Here is a 21,358-nt window from a genome sequence, read left to right on the forward strand (position 1 = left end):
TTGATTTTAAAATGGCTAAACCACTAAAAATTCTCATTGTTGAAGATCAGTTCGTTGAGGCGAATCATTTGCGATTAATGCTGAAAAAAGCCGGACATACTATTGTTGGAATGGCACGATCTGTATCAGATGCCAGATATTATATTGCTCAGGAAAAACCGGAATTGGTTCTTTTAGATATTTTTCTTTCAGGAAAAGAAACCGGTATTGATCTTGCCGAAATATTGAAAGAAGACAATATTCCTTTTATTTATCTTTCTGCTAATTCGAATCAGGAAGTTTTAAGTAAAGCTAAATTGACACATCCTTATGGATTTCTGGTAAAACCTTTCAGAGAAAAAGATTTATTAATAACAATAGAAATTGCGGAATACCATCAGGAACATGGAATTGAATCTTCTATTCGAAAAGAGCTTTTGTTTCAAAAAGAATTAAAAACAATCGTAGCCAAAAGCGATACATGGGATGACAGGGTGCTTAATATTATTACCGCTTTACAATCTCTTATTTCTTTTGATCTGGTAATGGCTGTTTTTTATATGGACAATAAATTATCCAACAAAGTTTTAGGATATGCCAGAACCGGTCTACACGAATATCAAAGAATAGGAATTGAAGAATTGCAGAATATCACCGCCTTAAAAGAATCTGAAATAAATGAATTAAGAAGTAAAAGCAAAGTCGAAAAAGAAGCAACTTTCTATAATGATCAGGACTTTATAAAAATTTGCGATAAAACACCCATAAAAAAGATGTTTGCAAATTCAATGAATATGAAATCCAATCTTATGCTGCCGGCACCTTTATCGCTTACTGAAAACGGCGGACTCTACTTGTCATTTTTCAGCAGGCAGCCTAATAATTACAATAAAAATCATTTAAGATTATGTGACAGACTTCAGGAACCTTTAATTTATGCAATTGAAAATTTAATTGGTCATGATAAAAAAACAAACCAAAAAGATTCTTCAGCTGTAAATCACAATACAAAGAAAAATATAAAAATTGCAGGTTTTGAATCTATCGTAGGAAAAAGTCCGGCTCTGTTAAAAATATTTGATTATATTTTGCAAGTCGCTCCTGCAGACACAACCGTTTTAATTACGGGAGAAAGCGGCACCGGAAAAGAAAGTATTGCGCATAGTATCCGTGAGCTTTCAAATAGAAAAAACGAGCCTTTTGTAAAAATTAACTGTTCTGCATTGCCGCCAAGCCTTATAGAATCTGAATTATTCGGACATGAAAAAGGATCTTTTACTGGTGCCGCAGAAAGGCGAATAGGCAAGTTTGAACAAGCAGACAACGGGACATTATTTCTGGACGAAATTGGCGATATGCCTTTAGAAATGCAGGCCAAACTATTGCGTGCCATTCAGGAAAAAGAAATTGAACGTGTTGGAGGAAATGTTTCTATAAAAATAAACGTGCGTATTATTGCAGCTACCAATTGCAACCTTGAAAAAGAAGTTGCCGATGGCCGTTTCAGGCTAGATTTGTATTACAGGTTAAATGTATTTCCTATTCAGCTGCCGCCATTGCGGGAACGTAAAGAAGATATAGGGCTGCTTGCCCGTCATTTTATTGCTGTATATAGTTCTAAAACGGGAAAAAATGTGACCGAAATTTCAGAAAACGCCCTAAAAAGCCTTTTAGCATACCAATGGCCCGGAAATATTAGGGAACTTGAAAATCTTATTGAAAGAAGTATTCTTTTAGCAAAAACAGACACAATTGAACATATTCCGCTTCCGGCTTTTGATGAAGTCAAAATAAACAACAAGTCAAATGAATGGTATTTTAAAACGATTCAGGAAAATGAAAGGGAACATATTATAAATGTTCTTGAGAAATGCAACGGAAGAATTAGAGGAACAGGCGGAGCATCAGAAATATTAGGTTTGCCGCCCACAACATTAGCCTCAAGAATGCAGAAATTAGGCATAAAAAGAAGTCATTTTTAATTGTTAATTATTATTTCCTGTTATGAAAAGTGATTTAAGACTTTTATTAATTAAACCAAACGATATTTAGTTGCTTTGTTTTCGTTGTACAACGAAATATAGTTGTTTCTAAATTTTACTTTAGATGTTAATTAATTATTAATCAGTTAGTTATAAAAAAGGTTCGGTTTTAGTTTAGACTTTGGCATAAACATTAAAACATGTATTATGCAGACTGAACACCCTACTACAATACTTTTTATTACAGGTGCATTTGTAAGCCATAGATGCTGGGATGAATGGAAAGTCTTTTTTGAAAGTAAAGGCTTTAAAACCCTCGCTCCAGCCTGGCCGTATAAAGATGCTCCGGCAAATGTTTTACGCGATCGTCATCCGGATCCCCAAATTGCGAGTCTGCGTTTAACTCAATTAATCGAATATTTTGAGGACATTGCTAAAAATCTTCCCCAGAAGCCCATTATTATTGGTCATTCTATTGGAGGACTTACGGCACAGATTCTCCTGCAGCGTAATTTGGCTTCGGCTGCAATTGCCATTCATTCGGTTCCTCCTCAGGGAATCATGACTTTTAAATTTTCATTTTTAAAAGCCGGATGGGGACCGCTAGGTTTTTTTACCTCGGCAAAAAAAACTTTCTTAATGAGTTTTAGTCAGTGGCAGTATGCGTTTACAAACGGAATGCCCGAAGAGTGGCAGGATAAAGCCTATTGCGACTCTGTTATTCCCGAATCTAAATTAATCGTTCGCGATACCATAACAGCAGCTGCAAAAGTAGATTTTCAGGCACCGCATGAACCATTGCTTATCATTGCGGGCTCGGCAGATCATACGATTCCGGAATCACTCAATTATTCCAACTACAAAAAATATACTCATAAAAATTCGATTACGGATTTTAAGGTTTTTCCTGAAAGAAATCATTTTGTTTTAAATCAGCCCGGCTGGCAGGAAATCGCGGTCTACATACAAGAATGGATCGCAAAACTGCCTGTATAATATTTATAATAACCAATTATTTATTAACCAATTAAATTAAAAATCATGAAAAAGAATGTATTAAAAGCCGCAATTTTAAACTTTAAAAATTGCACAGCCCATTTATTAACCTTTGTAATTTTGCTGTTAACTTTAATTTCCTGTAATAAAAAAACAGAAGAAACTTCTGTAACAGAATCAAAATCTGCAGCATCGACTGAAACGGCTCAGGCTGAACCTGCAAATCCGCCTGCCAATTTTAAACATGCTACTGCTGAGGTAAACGGAATCAAAATTCACTATGTTATAGGCGGTAAAGGAGATCCGCTTGTTTTAGTACACGGATTTGGTCAAAACTGGTATATGTGGAATCGTTTATTGCCGGAACTATCTAAACATTTTACTGTAATCGCTCCGGATTTAAGAGGTGTTGGCGAATCGGATAAACCAGAAGGGGGTTACGACAAAAAAACAATGGCATCAGATATTCACGAACTGGTAAAAAAACTAGGTTATAATAATATCAATCTGGCAGGACACGATATAGGTCTTATGGTGGCTTATGCTTATGCGGCACAATACGGAAGCGAAGTTAAAAAAGTAGCCTTAATGGATGCCTTGCTACCTGGTATAGAACCTGTTTGGTCGCAAGTTTCGGCTTCTGCATGGTGGTTTGGATTTTTTGCATGGCCAGCTTCCGGAGATATTGTGAGCGGGAAAGAAAAAGAGTTTTTAACGAGTTTTTGGCCAGTTGTAGGACATGTAAAAGACCCTTTTACAGCTGAGGAAACGGCTGAATTTATCAGAGCCTATTCTGTTAAAGATGTTGCAAAATCAAGTTTTAAATGGTTTGGAGCTTTTCCACAAGACGGAAAAGACAATTTGGTTTTTGCAAAAACAAAACTTAAAATGCCATTATTGGCGATGGGTGGAGAATATTTTGCAGCAGCTTTCCTTAAAGATCACTCCAAATTAGTGGCCGAAAATGTTTCTGAATCTAAAATTGCCGGTTCCGGTCACTGGCTTGTTCAGGAAAATACAGCGCAGGTACAAAAAGATTTACTTGCCTTTTTTCTGGCTAAATAACTAAAATCATGAAAAAACTATTGTTATCAGTATCACTTTTTGTTGGGCTTCTATCTCAGGCCCAGCAAAAAGCAGATCTGATTATTTACAACGGAAAAATTGCAACAATGCAGAAACAAGGAGAATTTGTTCAGGCAATTGCAATGAAAAACGGAATTATTCTGGATACCGGAACAGAGAAAGCGATACTCTCAGCCTATAAATCGGCAGAAACAAAAGTAATCGATGCCAAAGGAAAAACAGTAATTCCGGGACTTAACGACAGTCATATGCACGTTATTCGGGAAGGTCTAAACTACAACTCTGAGTTGCGCTGGGATGGTGTAAAAACCTTAAAACGAGCTATGGAAATGCTGAAAGAACAAGCAGCAAGAACTCCGGATGGTGTTTGGATCAAAGTAATTGGCGGCTGGAACGAATTTCAGTTTGAAGAAAAAAGACAGCCAACAATTGATGAAATAAATGCTGCTGTTCCTGATAAACCAGTATTTATTACCTATTTGTACGGAAAAGCTTTCCTAAACAAAAAAGGAATCGAAGTTCTGGGATATACAAAAGATACTAAATATGAAGGAAGTGTTCTGGAACAGGATGCTAAAGGAAATTTAACAGGTTTAATGTATGCGAAGGAAACGCCAAAAGCGATTTATATGACTTTGGGACTTACAACAAAACTATCACCTGAAGAGCGTTTGAATAGTTCGATCCAGTATAATCACGAACTCAACCGCTTTGGACTTACAAGTATAATTGATGCTGCCGGCGGAAGTCAAAACTTTCCGGCTGACTACGTTACTTCACTTGAACTGGCAAAAGAAAATAAACTGAGTCTTAGAATTTCCTATTATTTATTTGCACAGCAAAAAGGCAGAGAGCTGCAGGATTATGAGAAATGGGTTGCAGAAACTCAAATCAATAAAAATGACAATCTGATTGTGGCAAATGGTTATGTCGAAGAAGGTGCCGGAGAAAACATTGTGGCTTCGGCAGCTGATTTCGAAAATTTTCTCGAACCCAGAATCGTATTATCTGATGAAATGGAAAAAGATCTGGAACCCATTATTCGATTATTAGCTAAAAACAAATGGCCTTTCAGACTTCATGCAACTTACGGAGAATCTATCGACAGAATGCTGAATGTTTTTGAAAAAGTAAATAAGGAAATTCCGTTCAACGGATTACGCTGGTTCTTTGATCATGCAGAAACCATTACACCATCAGAACTGGATCGTGTCAAAAAATTAGGCGGCGGTATTGCAGTGCAGTTTAGAATGTATTATCAGGGAGAATTGTATAATAAATTGTACGGAGCTCCAAAAACACAGCTTCCTCCAATTAAAAAAATGCTGGAATTAGGCATTCCGGTTGGAGCAGGAACAGATGCAACCAGAATTTCAACATTCAATCCTTGGATGTCACTGCATTGGCTCCTTACAGGAAAAACAATTGGCGGTATGCAGTTCTGGCCTAAAGATCAGACTTTGGATAAATTCACTGCTTTACAATTATACACTTCAGGAAGTGCATGGTTTTCTGGTGAAGAAAAAGACAAAGGAAAATTAACAAAAGGCATGTATGCGGATATGGCGATTTTATCAGATGATTATTTTTCGGTTAAACCGGATGATGTTCGTAAAATCGAATCGGTACTCACAGTTGTTAATGGCAAAATTGTTTACGCTTCTGCAGAATATAAAGAATTAAATCCGCAGATTCCTGCCGTAATTCCGGATTGGTCTCCTGTAAAATACTTTGGAGGTTATCAGCGATAATAACACGATAAATGAAATGAGAATTGCACGCAGATGATGCGGATTTAAGCAGATTGATACTGATTTTTTTATAGTTCATCTGCAAAAATCTGTTTCATCCGTTCAATCCGTGGGCAAATTTTTAAAACATTATAAATATTAAACGATGAAAAATTATAAATCCATTTTAGTAGCTATACTTTTTGCAGTCGCTTTTTTTTCGACACAAAATACGTATGCACAAATGCCAATGCCGCCCGAAGTACCTATTTGGGATGCCAATAAAGTAACATTACAGCTTCATAAAATAGCTGAAAATGTGTATGCCGTATCACCATCAACAACCGAAACTGAAACTACAAAAGGAATTCCGCAGGCTACTTCTGCGGGATTTATTGTGGGCGAGAAAGGAGTTTTGTTAATCGAAACTATGTTAAGCAAAAGGTTGTATGACCAATTGTATAAATTAATTCGTTCTGTTACTCAAAAACCTATTGTTTATGCTGTAAATACAAGTGATCACGGAGATCACTGTTTTGGAAATTATCTGCTTCCAAAAGAAACTATTTTAATACAAAATGAATTCTGCAAAGAAAACCTTGCGAAGAATTACGAGGGAATCAAACAATTTATGATCATGCTTTTTGGAAAAGACCGCGGGATAGAACAAAGTGTGTATCGTCCCGCTGATCTTACGATTGCTGTAAATCAAAGTTTGAAACTAGATTTAGGCGGCGGCAAAATTGTAGAAATCATCAATGTGGGAACGGCACAGTCTCCGGCAGATCTTTTTGTATATCTCAAATCAGCTTCGGGTAATGTATTATGGGCAGGAAATCCTTTTATTGCCGAAAGTCCGGCTATTCCGTGGCTTTTTGACGGGTATTTTTTAGAACCGGTTCAAAACCTGAACAAAATTTATAATATGATTTCTGATAAGGATATTGTGGTTCCCGGACACGGACGTATTACCAATAAAGCGGGAATCAAATATACAATCGATTATGTAAGCGCTTTACAGACTAATGTTGAAAATGCCGTAAAAAAAGGACTCACTTTAGACGAAACCAAAGCAACGGTAACGATGAAGGAATTCGATAAAGGGTATGAACTTTTTAACTGGCTGCATTTTAATTTCAATATTCCGAATGCCTACAAGGATATCAAACAAAACGCAGCTAAATAACAGTAAACAAGCTGGTAATGTTTAAAATTTTATTTATGAAAAACAAGATATTATTACTGGTTTTATTGATTTCAATATCAGGATTTGCACAGCGCTATCCTGATTTTAAATCACTTCGGTTTGATGAAAATTATAGTTTTCTTGCGGATGATACAGTAAGTAATGATTGGTATAAAACAGTGAAATTCCTGCCTGTTTCTTCTTCTAAAAAGACCTATATCAGTTTTGGGGGCGATATACGGTTTCAGTACTTCTATGCTAAAAATGAAAATTGGGGCGATGGGCCACAGGATAACGATGGGTATGTTTTAGGCAGATATTTGTTTCACGCCGATTTTCATGCCGGAAAATACTTCAGGACTTTTGTTCAGGTGCAAAGCAGTACGGCAGACGGAAGAATTGATCCGAATCCCGTAGAGCAAAATCCGCTTGAAGTGCATCAGGCTTTCGCCGATTTTAATATTATAAACGAAGCAAATAAGAGACTTATTTTAAGAGCAGGAAGGCAGGAACTCACTTACGGATCACAACGTTTGGTTGCCGTTAGGGAAGGACCTAATAACAGACAGTCTTTTGATGGGGTAAAAGCGATCATAGGCAGAGAAAATTTCACGGCAGATTTATTTTACACTCATTATGTAGTGGCACACGATGGTATTTTTGACGATGATTCGAATAAAGACAGACAACTGTGGGGAAGTTATTTTGTCTTTAATAAAATACCAATCGTCAAAAATATCGATGTTTATTATTTGGGCTATCAAAGAGCAAATGCTGCTTTTAATGATGCAGCAGGAAAAGAAAAACGACATTCAATAGGAACCCGTATTTGGGGAAAAACGAAGAATTGGCGTTATGACGGTGAAGCTATTTTTCAATTTGGTGATGTAGCAGAAAAAAGTATTAATGCCTGGACGGCTTCTATTAATGCAGGATATCGTTTTAATGAGGTAAAGTTTCGTCCGGAAATTGGTTTTAAAACAGAAGTAATCAGCGGAGATAAAAAAGAAGGCGATTCAAGTCTGCAGACTTTCAATCCGCTTTTCCCCAGAGGAGCCTATTTTGGACTGGCATCGGTAATTGGCCCTTCCAATTTGATTGATTTTCATCCTTCCCTGAATTTTGAAATTGCCAAAAATGTAGATTGGATTATTGATTATGATATGTTTTGGAGATACAGCGGCTACGACGGAATTTATGCTCCCAACACAACATTAATTTATCCCGGAGATACTACAACAGAAAAGAAAATAGGAAATCAGCTCGAAAGCGAAATCGTTTGGGAACCCAATCAATATCTTTATTTCAGACTTGAAGCAACCTGGTTTAAAGCAGAAGATTATATCAAAGCATCCGGTACTGGTAAAAATATATTCTTTACCGGAGTTACCATGCAGCTCCATTTTTAGGCGCTAATCACAATTAAAATTGATTATTATGAAAAGACTTATAACGTTATCAAAAATAAAATTAATAACAGTAATGCTGTTACTTGGTTTTTCAATACAGGCACAAGAATATTCTGAAAAAGAACTCCAGACAAAACAAACTGTCGATAAATTCTTTGAATATGTTGGAGCAAAAAATCCGGACAAGATCGCCTCAATGGTTGCAGAAAATGTTGACTGGTATATTTTTGAATCTAAATACATGCCCTGGACAGGACATCGTTCTAAGCGTGCAGAAATTGCAGAGTTATTCAAAACGCTTTTTAGTTATTTCATTGATGGAAGCGAAAAACTGGAGGCTCAGTCCTTTTTACTGCAAGGAAATGAAGTAGCTGTATTTGGTACTATAGAAAGAACAGTAAAGAAAACAGGTAAACATTTTAAGATGCCTCTGGCAATTCATATTACAGTAGAAAATAATCTGGTTTCGAAATTTTCATTGTACGAAGAAACATTGATTATTGAAAAAGCGTTGAAGTAAAATAGTAATAAGATGAACGACAGAAGAACATTTATCAAGCAGGCAGGTCTGGCAGGCCTTGCTGGCTTATTGCCTGTAAACACATTATCTGCAAGCGATCTCAAAACAGAAAAATCAATTACCAAAGAATCTTCGGCTACAAATTGGGCTGACGGATCTCGTTTGGTTGTATCAGTTTCGATGCAGTTTGAGGCAGGAGGGCAGCCTGTAAATGCTGAGAGCCCGTTTCCGCAAAACATGCAGAAAGGATTTATTGATCTTCCCGGTGAATCGTGGTATCAGTATGGATATAAGGAAGGAATTCCCAGAATGCTGGACAACTGGGATAAATTTGGGATCAAAGTGACCTCACATATGGTGGGTTCTGCAGTATTAAAAAATCCGGAACTTGCCAAAGAGATTGTAGCAAGAGGACATGAAGCTGCCGCTCACGGAATGGATTGGGCAACGGAATATTCGATGCCATATGAAACAGAAAAAAAGTTTATAAAAGATGGTGCCGATGCTATTAAAAAAGTAACCGGGTTTGAACCTGTTGGGTATAATGCCAATTGGCTCAGACGTGGCACTAATACACTGGAAATTTTGCAGGAACTGGGTTTTAAATATCATATTGATGACTTAAGCCGCGATGAACCGTTTTTAATAAAAGTAAAAGGAAATGATTTTGCTGTGGTTCCATACACGATTCGCTGTAACGATATTGTATTGATTGAGGGAAAGAATTTTAGTGCAGACCAATTTGTCCGTCAGGTTATAATGGAGTTCGACCAGCTTTATAAAGAATCAGAAAAAAAGCGCAGACAAATGTCAATAAGTTTTCACGATCGAATAGGAGGCACACCGCAAATGGTTGCAGCAACAACAGAAATACTCACTTACATACAACGTCATAAAGGAGTTAGTTTTAGACGAAAAGACGAGATTGCCCAAATGGCTTATGAGGATAAAAGCATTATACGAGAATGATCCAAAACGGTCAACTATTGATTTTAAAACAAATTAAAGTATTACTATATTAAAATCGTAATTAAAATGAAGTATCAGAAATTATTTCAACAATATAAATTAAACGGAATTGAATTAGAAAACCGTTTTTTAATGGCTCCAATGACCCGTTCAAGAGCTTCGCAGCCCGGCGATATACCAAACGCTTTAATGGCAGAATATTATGCACAAAGAAGTTCGGCTGGTATTATAATTACTGAAGCAGCCCAGATTTCTCAACAAGGGAAAGGGTATGCCAGAACACCTGGAATTTACAGTGCAGAACAAATTGAAGGCTGGAAATTAACTACAGATGCTGTTCATAAAAACGGAAGCAGGATATTTCTTCAATTGTGGCATGTGGGCAGAGTAAGCAGTTCAAAAGTAAACGGCTTGCAGCCTTTGGCCCCTTCGGCATTAACGGCACAAAATACAAGTGTATATATTTTTGACGGTGCCCCAAACGGAGACGCAACTTTTGTTCCGGTAGACGAACCCAGAGAAATGACCAAAACTGACATTGATACTGTAATTCAACAGTTTATTCAAGGTGCAAAAAATGCTCTTGAAGCTGGTTTTGATGGTGTCGAAATTCATGGTGCAAACGGTTATCTAATCGATCAGTTTTTAAGAAGCAACAGTAATAAAAGAACAGATGAGTACGGAGGCACAATAGAAAATAGAATTCGCCTGCTGATTGAAATCTCAGCTGCAGTTGCCAACGCAATAGGAAAAGAAAAAACAGGAGTAAGACTTTCGCCTTTTATAAGCTTTAAGGATATGAATGATCCTGAAATTTTAGAAACTATAATGCTTGCTGCAGCTGAGCTAAGCAAAATCGATGTGGCTTATATACATCTTTGTGAGGCAGATTGGGATGACGCACCTCAAATTCCGATTGATTTTAGAATTAAACTTAGGGATATATTTAAAAATACCATTATTGCGACAGGTAACAAAACTCCTGATGAAGGTGAAAATTTACTTGAAGATAATCTAGTTGATTTAATAGGCTTTGGAAGAAATTTTTTAACCAATCCTGATTATCCAGCCAGAGTAAAGCAAAATTTTAGCTTAAACAAGATTTCAGATAATCATACTTTATTTGGTGGCGGAGAAGCAAGAGGTTATACTGATTATCCGTTTTTTTGAAGTTAATTTTTGTGGTAAACTTTATAAAGTATTTATAGCCAGAGCGCTTCTTGTCACACTAAGTTATTACAAAGTTTTTCAGAGTTATTACAAATTAGAGTTATGGCTATTTGATATAGTTTTATTTTGTTATAAGATTGTACTGAATTTAGAGACAATAACGGCCTTAAATTAAGGCTTTTCGCTAAAAATTTAGTTGAGAATGAAATACAAAAATATATTACTAGTCAACGATATAAATGATGATGCAGAGACATTTGTATTAGTCCTGAATGCGATTAATAATCAAATCATATCATCAGTAGAAGGTAGTCCCCTTAAAGCCCTAAAAAAGCTTCAGGATTCAAAATTATCACCTGATATAATTTTCCTGGATTATAACATGCTACATCTTGATGGAACTATGTTTCTTAAATTACTTCGGGATATTAAAGGCCTAAAAGAAATTCCCGTTGTACTTTACTGTCGAAATTCAGGACTTATGCTGCAGGAAGCGATGACCAATTTCAAGAAAGTACAGTTTTTAAAGAAGCGTGCAGACTTTAGAAAGCTTTTTAAATCCCTGCAAAAGATAATTATATCTGAAAAGGCCTGAAAAAAAGTAGCCATTCCAATTTCGAATTGAAATAGTTGAAATTCATTGGATTAAAAGTTTTTTGATCCACAGATAGCATCATTTTGCTTTGAGGATTATCATAAGCAATAATATCTCCTTTATAGTTAGAAATCATTAAAGAGGCACTTGCCGGTAAAGCATCAACGAGAATTAATTTTTTAAAGTTTACCTTTTGATGCATTGCTATAGTATTTGTTACCTCAAAAGTGACTTTTTTTAAAAATAAAACAGGATCTATTTAATTGCTTTATTGTTAAGGATTTATGTTCTGTTTAATGAGTTGAAAGTAACAGGAAACTGGAATTTCTGCCTGGTACCAATATTAAAATGCTTTGCAATTTGTTTAGGAGTTATGATAACTTCTTTGCGAATAGAATCAAACCATTCTAGTTCTTTGGTAACTTCTGCGCAACATTCATTTTTTGAGTTGAAAAAACAACTTTTTATATTGATTTTGTCATTGATTAAACAATGTTTCATCTCAACAAAAAAAGATTCGGTAAACATGAGATTTTTGAAGTAAACTAATGCATGATTTCCCTCTTGTAATTCCAGATGCAGATTATTAAGTTTTTCTCTTGAAAATCCGTTATGAAATAAGAAATGATATAATAATCGAAGTGTATAGGATATGTATGCGCTATCTTGCATAACCATACCGTCATTAACATCTTCGCCGGAAACAACATAATTTTTGCAAATCATTTTAAATTTAGTTTAGAGTTAAAAAAAGAGGCCAGTTTACACAAAACTGACCTCATAACATTTGGTATGTTTAATAATCTTCTAAATAAAAAGAGCAATAATTAGATACTATTTGGGCAGGAATAAAATAATTATCTAAATATTTGATCTTATTAGAAAGATCATTTAGTCAATAAAAAATTGTAATTAATTTTAATCTTGTCAGCAATTTTTTTTCTGACAAGGCTTGGTATCTCGATATCAAAATCTTCCGGTTTTACTTCAAATGAACCAACAGCATTTACTCCGTTAGCAGCTTTAGAAATTTTGATAATTACGTTAACAGGTTTTGTTTGTCCGTGAATAGTAAGATCTCCTTTTAAAGTAAAATTTTTAGCGGTGTTTGTAATTTTAGAAATATCAAAATCGTCTATTTTACCTTTTAAAGTTGCTTTAGAGAACTTTTCGGATTCCATATAATTTTCATTAAAATGTTCTTCCATTAAAGCAACCTTAAACCGAAAACCCTTTATAAGAACTAATGCCGCAAAATCTCCGGTTGACTGTTCTAAAACGGCAGATACACTCTTATTTTCTGCTGCAACTTCTTCATAATTTGGCATTGAAGCCTGAAATTTTATAGTACCTGTTTTTGTGATCAGTTTTTGTGCAAATCCATCTGTATTCACAACCATAATAAATAGTAGAACGAATAAATTAATGAATGGTTTTTTCATAATAATTAATTTTCTTTAAGTCCGTCAGTATTCCATTTTACAATTAAATCAATATTTGCCTGAGACATTCTTCCACCTTGAGGCATAATACCCTGCTGTCCGTTTTGCAACTGAATTCGGTTTAATAAACCAGCATTTTCGACAGCTACTTTAACTTCGGCAAAAGTTGTTAAGGGTCTAAAAGCTGCAGATCTTCCACTTTGATGACAACTTATACAATTGGCATCAATAATTGATTTCACATTTTTACTGTAAGTAATGGCAGTGGGAGTTGTGGGATCTGTTGGAGGATTTCCTGTTTCTGGCGGTGTTTCGATATCCTGATAAGTATCAGAATCACTACAGCTCGTAAGTACAGCCAGTAAAATTGTAAATGCTATTGCTTTTTTCATAATTTGGTTATTTGTAATTATTAAAATACTCGGTATAGGTTAAATCCGAAAAAGAAATCTCCTTTGCCCCAATCTCCGGAAGCATTGGTAAGATATCCGCTCTCACTCATGGATTGTGAATTGGTAAAGATTAGCTGAAATACATGTCCGCCGGTTTCTACATCAAGACCAACAGATAATGGATTTTTGTAAAACTCCGGTTTATCAAAATTGTGCATGTATTCTAAATTCACAGACAATCGTTTGGTGATTTTATAACGTCCGCCACCTCCAAAAGAAAACTGATTATCTCTTTCTATATCAGGATTGTAAAGGTTTTTGTGAATAAATGAGGGAACAAGTTCTAAAGATAATTTTTGACCAACTTTTCTGGATATCAGTAACTGTTGTACATAAGTCATGCGATGTTTGAATTCTAATCCCGGATATTGGTCTTTTTCTAAAAACGTATTAATATCCGCAACGCTGTAACCAACAATGTCAACAGGAAAATGATCGTTTTGTCTTGCCAATCGGTATTTTAATCCGGTTTCATACATTTTATTGAGCGTATGTCTGGACAAACTAACTGATAACCAATCTGTAACTCCGTAAATTCCGCCTAGTTTTGTAGTGGCGTTATCAAGACCAAAAAAACTGTCAAAACCATCTTTTACAGTACCAAAACGGTGCGAAACCACAAAATAGAATTCTTTTTTTGCAGGCATTTTTGTGGTCTGTAAGGTTACCAGCTGTAAAGCTTTAAAAGTTGCTGTCGAATAACTGTCTTGTACCTGAGTAGAATCAAGACTTTGTAGTAAATCATCTTGCGAATATGCCATCGTAATTAAAAAAAGGCAAATTGTAACTAGAAATTTTTTCATAAATCGATTATTGGAGTTTTTATTTATTAATGGTGCATTGGTCTATTTTAACTTCTTGAAACAGTTCGTCGTAACCAATGCATTTGCCTTTAACTTTTATTTTATTATGGATGAGTTTTGATTTGACTTTTTGAGTAAACAGACAAAAAACAGTGTTTTCAAGAATAACTACAGAATCAGTTTCTTTTGTGACTGTACCTGTTATTTCAATAGTTTTGTTGAGGTATAATGCGTCGGCTTTTTTGGGATCAGCGTTATAATCTTCAAGTAGTTTTGTTGCTGAGATATTGAAATCCGGCATTTCTGATTCTATATTACGCGCTTCTTTAAAGAGAAAGCCGTAATAAAAATAAATGCCCCCCAAAGCCACTATCAATAAGGCTGCAATTGCAATTGCTATTTTTTTTCTTTTCATATTTATTCTTTTGGTAAGGTTCAATAGTAAAACAGCTTTAATGAAAATTACCCTACCAAAAAATGTTATTTTGTAAAAAAAAATCAAATTAGCCCAACAGCATATTGGACTAATTTGAAAAAGAGTGTGTTATGCAAACACATAAATCAATTTGATTTGAATAGTTTCCTTTTAGATTGCAATTGGGGAGTCTTTTACAGGTACTGGCCAAACAGCCGGAGCAGGAAAACTAATTCCTTTATTTGAACCTCTTACGCTTGCATCTTGTCCAAAATAATACAAAGGCCAGCCATTGTAAGTTAATTGAGATTTACCAAATACGGTAATTACAGCAAACTTAGATTTATCAAGAATAGAAGGAACCACAATTTTGTCTGTTTCATATATTGGCCAAACGGCATTGTTTGAAAAATCTGCTTTTGTGAAATTGTTTTTATTGAAATTATCATTCTTAAAAGTATACAATGTCAGCCCTTTAGCGTCAGTGAAATAAGTGGTTAAACCATCACCAACGGTATAATCTGATTTGTAATTTTTACCGTCATGTCCTAAAAGTTGGCTTCTAACAAGCATAACCGAATAATCTGGCTTGGCAATAAACCAAGTGCCTCCAACTCCGTCTCCTGTTGTTTTACCGGCAGCTTCAGGTACATTTTTGCCGCCATTACCATATCCGTCGTCTCCGGAAACCGGTGCATAATAATACAATGGCCAGCCTTTATAGGTTACTTGTTTCTTGCCGGACGCAGTGGTTACTGTACCAAAATCTGTGAGTGTTAATCCTGAACCTAATTTATCAGCAGTTAAATTATCTACTACAAAAGCAGGCCATAAAGCTTCACATCCGCCTGTACATGAAACTTGTCCGTTTGCATCTGTTGCGAAAACATATAAAGATCTTCCACTTTTATCTGTTAGATAAGAGCCTAATGTTGCACTAGTAGAAAGATTAACTTCTGTTTTTAATTCTGGTGTAGTAGGAGTACCATTATCATTGCTGTTATCACTACTGCAACCAGCGAAAAATGTAGTTGCTGTAAGAGCAGCCAAAACGAATTTAATTTGTTTTAATTTCATTGTCTTTTTGATTAGATTAATTTTATAGAAAGGGAAAAAATATACTTTACAGAAAACGTAAAGTATTTTATTGTTTGATTCGATATCAAGAAGCTGTATCTGTTTTTAATGAAGATTTCATTTCCTGTCAGGTTACGAACTATCATAAGAATAAAGTATCAATTTTTTGAAGAGAGCCATTTTTATTGTTTTGATGGATTCAATAATAAAACAGCCTTGTAGCAGATTACCCTACCAAAGAATTGATATTTTTGTTAAAGAAATAAAAAGAAGGAATAAAGGATTTTGAGAATCCTTGTAAAATAGCCTTAGAATGAAACTCTAAAGCTCATATTTGGAGTTCTTTGCAGAGCAAATGTTTCTACTTCTTCAATAGAATTGGTTATAGTACTTACTCTATAATGTTCACTGATCTCATTTTTTCTGTTTAGGATATTTAAAATGGAGATTCCTAATTTGTACTGAATTCCATTTTCGGTTTCCCATTTATAAGTTGAGGAAATATTGACCTGCGAAAAAACATGTAAATTATTACTGTTCGGTTTATTGTAAACCAATACAGGATTATTAAGGTCAATTTGAGAGATGTCTGGAGAAGTTTTTGGACGACCGGAAGTCCATTTTGTTCCCAAAGCGATTTTAAAATTATTTTTCTCATAAATTCCTGCCCATGAAACACTATGCATCAACTCAAAGTTGTTGGGGAAAACCGGAAATTCGTAATTAGGAAAATGATAATTATTATGGTTATAAGTATAACTTAACCAGGTTAGAAAGTGATTCATTTTTTTTTGAACAAGCATTTCAGCGCCCCAAATTTCATAATCGCCAGTTGTTTTAACAAACTCTAACTGATTTTGAAAACCCTGACTCGAAGTGGTAATTCCGGTTACTTTTTTATAGAAATTTTCAATATCGAGAAGCCAGTCATTTTTTTTATAGAATAGGTTTAAAGATAATTGTTTGCTTCTTTGTATAGGAATTGTACTGTTATCTGAAATAATCCAGCGTCTTTTTTCAATACCAAAATAATCCTTTTGTAAATCAATGATTTGTTGTGAATTTTGACTTTTTAGCTCGCCAAGTAATTCTAAACTTAAGCTTTTGCTGATTCCATGATTGAATTGAATTCGGGGTTCTACAATAAATTTTTTAAACTTTTCTATATAATTAATTCGGGTTCCAACTTTAAAGTATGTTATGGAAAGTGTATCGTTGTATTTTCCTTCCAGAATTAAAGCATGGGTTCTTAATACGTCTTTAGCCTTACGATAGAAATCAGGATTTTGTACTAGCTCTAAATTAGTAATACCCATTTCATTATATTGATATCCATCATTAAAGCTAAACTTAGAGTTAATCACGTGATTGTTTTCTAAATTAAAACCATTGTTATCGACCGTATTTTCCTGAATGACCAATTGGTTTTCATAGGTGTTTTTTTGATTGGCCAGAAGCTCATAAGACGAGTTATAGATATTAACTTTAGTAGTATTATAAGGATTCCAGTTTCTCTTCCAGGACAAATTTCCTCCATAGTTTTGCTGACGTAAAACATTATTTTCAGATCTTATTATGGTATACGCCGTTGCGCTTTGAAAAACTTCAAGATTATCTTTAATAGTTATTAAATCAAGTACTATTTGATCCTTGTTTCCTATTTTTTGAGCGTATTTTAACGTTGCATCATAAAAACCAAATTTTTTATCACTTCTATAATCTACATTTTGGGTTTGCGAAAAGTCAGTGATAGTAGTATTTTGAAATACTTTGTCGAAATATTCTTTGTATGTGGGGGTTTCTAAAAAATCAGTAATAGATTTTCGTGCCGAAATTTCTATATAACTTTTCTTCGAAAGATTATATTTTCCATAAACATCAGCATTAATCATATTTATTCCTGCACTATAAGAGTTTTTTTCTGAAGTTTCCGGTGTAGACGAAATGGCTACTACACTCGATACGCTTTCTCCATAAAATGCTGAACTTCCGTTTTTATAAATAGAAATGGTGTGTGCTAAATTTGGATTAAAGACCGATATTAAACCAAAAAAGTGCCCTGTTTGAAACATTCGTATCCCATTCCATAAAAACAAATTCTGATCGTGCGTGCCACCGCGAACATTGATGCTCGAAACACTTTCATCTAAACTGTTTACACCCGGAATTTGCTGCATGGTCTGTAAAGCATCAGGCTCAATAAGTCCCGGAAGAATACCAAATTTTTTGGGTTTAATTTCAAGAGATCCATCTGTGTTTTTTGAAATTCCCGAAGCCAAAATAGCACTCGCTTTAATTTCCTGAAGTTCTGTAATTTTAGGTTCTAATACTATCTGGAGACAATTTTTAGAATCGATATTAGCCGGCGTAATTTTTTTGGATGTGTATCCAACGTGGCTGATTAAAAAAGTAGTTGTATTTTCTTTTTTAAACTCAAAATAACCGTTTGAATCAGTTGTAAGCTGATTTTGATTGCTTAAAGTAATATTGGCATTTTCAATGGGTTTTTTATCTGTGCTGGAAAAAACATATCCACATATTGCAGGAAGGGGATTTTCTTTTTTATAAATATTGATGAATTTGTTTCCGATATTTTCAAAAGATAAATTGGTTTTTTTTTCCAGATATTCAAGTTTTTCGTCTAGCGAAAGTGATTTTGCGGGTGGATTTATTTTCAGACCGGCAACATTGTCTTCAGTATAATTAAAACTAACGTTATGCTGCTCTTCAATAGCAATTATAATTTTTTTAAAAGGCATAACTTTTTCCTTGTCCTGAGCATTTAGCTTCAGGATAAGAAAAAAGAGAAAAAACAAAAAATGAAATTGTCTGGGGAGGAGCATTTATTTTTCGTCAAAAATTATTTTATTTTTCGAGACTTTTTTAGCCTCTAAATGATACGTTGTACTAATGATTTGCAAAGCTGTATCTAAATCTTTAGCAGGTAATTTTCCTGTAAACAATGAGATTGTATCTTTTGTATTCAATTCTATCTCAACATTATACTGTCTTTCTACCTCGTCTAAAATGGTTCTGATATTTTCTTTGTTAAAACATATTTGATTCTCGATCCATTCTGGTTTTAATGAATTTACGTTTCTGTTAACTTGTTTTCCGTTTTCAAAACTAACGCTTTGTCCGTGCGTTAATAAAATTTGAGTATTGGCATAATTTACCTTAACACGACCTTCATAACATACTACATCAAACCTCTTTTTTCGGGCTTTAACGTTAAATTGAGTTCCTAAAACCGTAACTTTTCCAAGATTGGTGCGGACCTCAAATCGTCGTCCTTTTGCAACTCTAAAATAAGCTTCACCTTCGAGTTCAAGATTCCTGTTATTTTCCCAATTCCATTTTTTGTAATTGATTTCAGAACCGGAGTTTAATACTACTTCAGAATTATCAGGCAGCGAAAAAGTAGTTTTTTCTCCAAAATCTGCCGACTGCGTTTCTGCTACAAAAAGTTTCATTGTAAAGGTGATTCCAAAAGCTAACAAAAATACTGCGGCTGCCCTAAACATCCATTTTTTGTATAAAGGAACCACTTTTACAGGTGTTTTTTTCTGACTCAAAATAGTAGATAGCATAGCATTTTCATCCAGGTCATCTATTTCTAAATGATTGGTGTAATTTTTTATCTTTTGGTATTTTTCAAAATCGGCGCTTGCCTCAAATTCAGCCAATTCATCCGGAGATAAATCGTCGTTGAGCCATTTTGCTAATAATCGATTTTTTTTCATTATACTAGTATTATATATTAAAACAATTGGAACTTATTTTACCCTACTTTTATAAATCAATTTCTTTGCGTAAGCATAACAAAGCGATATGAATGCGTTTTTCGACTGCTTTTACACTAATGTTTAGCTCCAGGGCAATTTCGCTGTATTTTTTTCCGTCAATTCTGTGCATTAAAAAAGCAACACGCTGTTTTTCGTTAAGGTTTTCAATGGCTTTCAAAAGTTTAACCTGAAATTGTTTTTCTTCCAGGAGATATTCAGGATTTTCATTTGTTTTATCTAAACCTGTAAAGTTTTTTTCATATCTCAAAACCACCTTTTGGTGTGCAATTTCGTTAAGACTGCTGTTATTGGCCACAGTATAAATATATGATTTTGCTTTTTCTATTGGTACAGCCGCGCAGTTTTGCCAAAGTTTTACAAAAGCTTCCTGCGCAACATCTTCTGCCTGGTCGATATTGCCAAATTTGTAAAAAAGAAAATTCCGAAGCGCTTTTACATGACTTTTGAAGAAAGACGAAAAAATTATTTCATCACAAGTATTGGATTGGTTTTTAAGTGGCATTTGGTTTTCAATTTGTACGATGTAAAAGTATTTATTTTAATTTAAGTAGGGTAAAAGGAAAGCTGATTGTTTTATATAAGAATAAAATGGTACTTGCTTTTGATAATTTAGCACAGATCAAGAGATAGAAAACCTTTGATATCGAATTTATTAAAAAACAGTTTCTTTAAAATTATTACCTTTGTAAAAATATAAATATGTTCCCTTTGAAAAAATATTTATCACTGGCAGTTCTTCTGCTCTTACTGTCTTGTCAAAGTGAAATGGATGAGCAAAGTAATAATGCACAAGGAACAATTACTAATGTTTCGCCTCTTACTACTTACTTGCAAAGGGTTGCTATGGTTCAGACCGTGCAGGATAATATAATCGACGGCTCTAGTTATTGTACTATAAAACCACCTTATACAGTTACTGTAAACAGCAAAAAAATTGCAATTAACAGCAGCGCCGACTATCAAAAAGTATTAGATAATATCAATGCAAATACTTATGATGATGATATTGTAAATATCGATTTTCCGGTTACGATGGTATATTATAATTACATTCAAAAAGTGATTCCGGACCAGGCAGATTTTGATTCTTTAATTGCTTATTGGAATCTTTATCCGGATCTTTTATCCAAAATAAATGGTCTGAAAATTAATTATCCAATAACGATTAATAGTTATAACAGCGCCAATCAAATGGCAATTTCTCAATCGATAATAAGCGATCAGGCATTTTTTAATTTTATAAAAAATTTAAATGCGAGTGAATATATTTCGTTAAAATATCCTATTTCGATATCAGATTATAATAACCAGACAAAATTGATTACTAATAATCTGGAGTTTGAAAATGCAATTAAATATGCTATCGATTATTGTCCTGAAAATAACATTGCAACACTCGATTTTACTCAAGCAATAATAAATGGTTCTTGGGAGATTCCTTATTTTTTTGATGATTCAGAGAAAACATCTTCGTATAGTGGATATTCATTTGTATTTAAAAGTGATAAATCATTAGTAGCAACAAAAGGCGCAACTTCACAAACAGGTCAATGGGGAAGTACAGTAATTAATGGTGTTAGAGAAGTAAAAATAGAATTTACTGCAGAACCGTTGAGTAAATTAAATCGCAACTGGAAATTATTTGAGTTTAATAATTCTCAAATTCGATTACGCGATGTAAGCGGTAGTACTGATTATCTTTATTTTCAAAAGCAATAGTGGTTATTATCTCGTTTTTCTA

The 21,358-nt window shown here is 34.3% G+C and carries 21 protein-coding genes; 11 read left to right on the plus strand and 10 right to left on the minus strand.

The genetic code is table 11. The features are described from left to right. Positions 1–11: 11 nt before the first annotated feature. The 10 genes from BXU01_RS22065 to BXU01_RS22110 all read left to right on the plus strand — a co-directional run bounded on the left by BXU01_RS22065 (position 12) and on the right by BXU01_RS22110 (position 11,622). Positions 12–1,961: a sigma 54-interacting response regulator gene (locus tag BXU01_RS22065; RefSeq protein ID WP_083695684.1), complete on the plus strand. Its 1,950-nt coding sequence runs from the start codon at positions 12–14 to the stop codon at positions 1,959–1,961. A gap of 207 nt (positions 1,962–2,168) precedes the next feature. Next, positions 2,169–2,957, plus strand: a complete 789-nt coding sequence (locus tag BXU01_RS22070) for an alpha/beta hydrolase (RefSeq protein ID WP_083695687.1) — start codon at positions 2,169–2,171, stop codon at positions 2,955–2,957. A gap of 45 nt (positions 2,958–3,002) precedes the next feature. Next, positions 3,003–4,022: an alpha/beta fold hydrolase gene (locus tag BXU01_RS22075; RefSeq protein WP_083695689.1), complete on the plus strand. Its 1,020-nt coding sequence runs from the start codon at positions 3,003–3,005 to the stop codon at positions 4,020–4,022. Positions 4,023–4,030: 8 nt separating this feature from the next. Beyond that, positions 4,031–5,794, plus strand: a complete 1,764-nt coding sequence (locus BXU01_RS22080; protein WP_083695691.1) for an amidohydrolase — start codon at positions 4,031–4,033, stop codon at positions 5,792–5,794. A 145-nt stretch (positions 5,795–5,939) separates the two neighbouring features. Continuing rightward, positions 5,940–6,959: an MBL fold metallo-hydrolase gene (locus BXU01_RS22085; protein WP_083695693.1), complete on the plus strand. Its 1,020-nt coding sequence runs from the start codon at positions 5,940–5,942 to the stop codon at positions 6,957–6,959. Between the two features lie 35 nt (positions 6,960–6,994). After that, positions 6,995–8,368, plus strand: a complete 1,374-nt coding sequence (locus tag BXU01_RS22090) for an alginate export family protein (protein WP_083695695.1) — start codon at positions 6,995–6,997, stop codon at positions 8,366–8,368. 28 nt (positions 8,369–8,396) lie between these two features. Beyond that, a complete protein-coding gene (locus BXU01_RS22095) occupies positions 8,397–8,888 on the plus strand; it encodes a nuclear transport factor 2 family protein (RefSeq protein ID WP_083695698.1) in 492 nt (163 codons plus the stop codon). Between the two features lie 12 nt (positions 8,889–8,900). Then, positions 8,901–9,857: a polysaccharide deacetylase family protein gene (locus BXU01_RS22100; RefSeq protein ID WP_083695701.1), complete on the plus strand. Its 957-nt coding sequence runs from the start codon at positions 8,901–8,903 to the stop codon at positions 9,855–9,857. Between the two features lie 66 nt (positions 9,858–9,923). Further along, positions 9,924–11,027, plus strand: coding sequence for an alkene reductase (locus BXU01_RS22105; protein WP_083695703.1), 1,104 nt, complete (start codon positions 9,924–9,926; stop codon positions 11,025–11,027). Between the two features lie 202 nt (positions 11,028–11,229). Then, positions 11,230–11,622 (plus strand): response regulator, encoded by a 393-nt coding sequence (locus tag BXU01_RS22110; protein WP_083695705.1) that lies wholly within the window; start codon positions 11,230–11,232, stop codon positions 11,620–11,622. On the opposite strand, the gene BXU01_RS23775 is transcribed toward BXU01_RS22110, so the two are convergent. The 10 genes from BXU01_RS23775 to BXU01_RS22160 form a co-directional block, all read right to left on the minus strand. Next, complete coding sequence (locus BXU01_RS23775; protein ID WP_083695707.1) at positions 11,603–11,824, minus strand: hypothetical protein; 222 nt, start codon at positions 11,822–11,824, stop codon at positions 11,603–11,605. The genes BXU01_RS22110 and BXU01_RS23775 overlap by 20 nt on opposite strands. 80 nt (positions 11,825–11,904) lie before the next feature. Beyond that, a complete protein-coding gene (locus tag BXU01_RS22120) occupies positions 11,905–12,348 on the minus strand; it encodes a hypothetical protein (protein WP_083695710.1) in 444 nt (147 codons plus the stop codon). 161 nt (positions 12,349–12,509) lie between these two features. Continuing rightward, the gene (locus BXU01_RS22125; protein WP_083695712.1) at positions 12,510–13,064 is read right to left on the minus strand and encodes a YceI family protein; all 555 of its coding nucleotides are present in this window, start codon (positions 13,062–13,064) and stop codon (positions 12,510–12,512) included. A 5-nt stretch (positions 13,065–13,069) separates the two neighbouring features. Then, positions 13,070–13,456, minus strand: coding sequence for a hypothetical protein (locus tag BXU01_RS22130; RefSeq protein WP_083695714.1), 387 nt, complete (start codon positions 13,454–13,456; stop codon positions 13,070–13,072). A 20-nt stretch (positions 13,457–13,476) separates the two neighbouring features. Continuing rightward, entirely contained in the window at positions 13,477–14,319 is an 843-nt protein-coding gene (locus tag BXU01_RS22135; protein WP_083695717.1) for a DUF5777 family beta-barrel protein, read from the minus strand. Positions 14,320–14,338: 19 nt separating this feature from the next. Then, complete coding sequence (locus BXU01_RS22140) at positions 14,339–14,734, minus strand: hypothetical protein (RefSeq protein ID WP_083695736.1); 396 nt, start codon at positions 14,732–14,734, stop codon at positions 14,339–14,341. A gap of 171 nt (positions 14,735–14,905) precedes the next feature. Further along, on the minus strand, positions 14,906–15,811 hold the full coding sequence (locus BXU01_RS22145; protein ID WP_083695719.1) for a hypothetical protein: 906 nt from the start codon (positions 15,809–15,811) through the stop codon (positions 14,906–14,908). Positions 15,812–16,119: 308 nt separating this feature from the next. Continuing rightward, entirely contained in the window at positions 16,120–18,570 is a 2,451-nt protein-coding gene (locus BXU01_RS22150; RefSeq protein ID WP_255373825.1) for a TonB-dependent receptor, read from the minus strand. An 84-nt stretch (positions 18,571–18,654) separates the two neighbouring features. Further along, the gene (locus BXU01_RS22155; protein WP_083695724.1) at positions 18,655–19,554 is read right to left on the minus strand and encodes a FecR family protein; all 900 of its coding nucleotides are present in this window, start codon (positions 19,552–19,554) and stop codon (positions 18,655–18,657) included. 49 nt (positions 19,555–19,603) lie between these two features. Then, positions 19,604–20,119: an RNA polymerase sigma factor gene (locus tag BXU01_RS22160; RefSeq protein WP_083695726.1), complete on the minus strand. Its 516-nt coding sequence runs from the start codon at positions 20,117–20,119 to the stop codon at positions 19,604–19,606. 197 nt (positions 20,120–20,316) lie between these two features. Here BXU01_RS22160 and BXU01_RS22165 point away from each other — a divergent pair, with 197 nt between their 5' ends. Beyond that, positions 20,317–21,336 carry a hypothetical protein gene (locus tag BXU01_RS22165; RefSeq protein ID WP_083695728.1) on the plus strand — a complete coding sequence of 340 codons (1,020 nt, stop codon included), beginning with the start codon at positions 20,317–20,319 and terminating at the stop codon, positions 21,334–21,336. The last annotated feature ends 22 nt before the right edge of the window (positions 21,337–21,358 follow it).

The organism is [Flexibacter] sp. ATCC 35103 (assembly GCF_001975985.1).
Lineage (GTDB): Bacteria > Bacteroidota > Bacteroidia > Flavobacteriales > Flavobacteriaceae > Flavobacterium.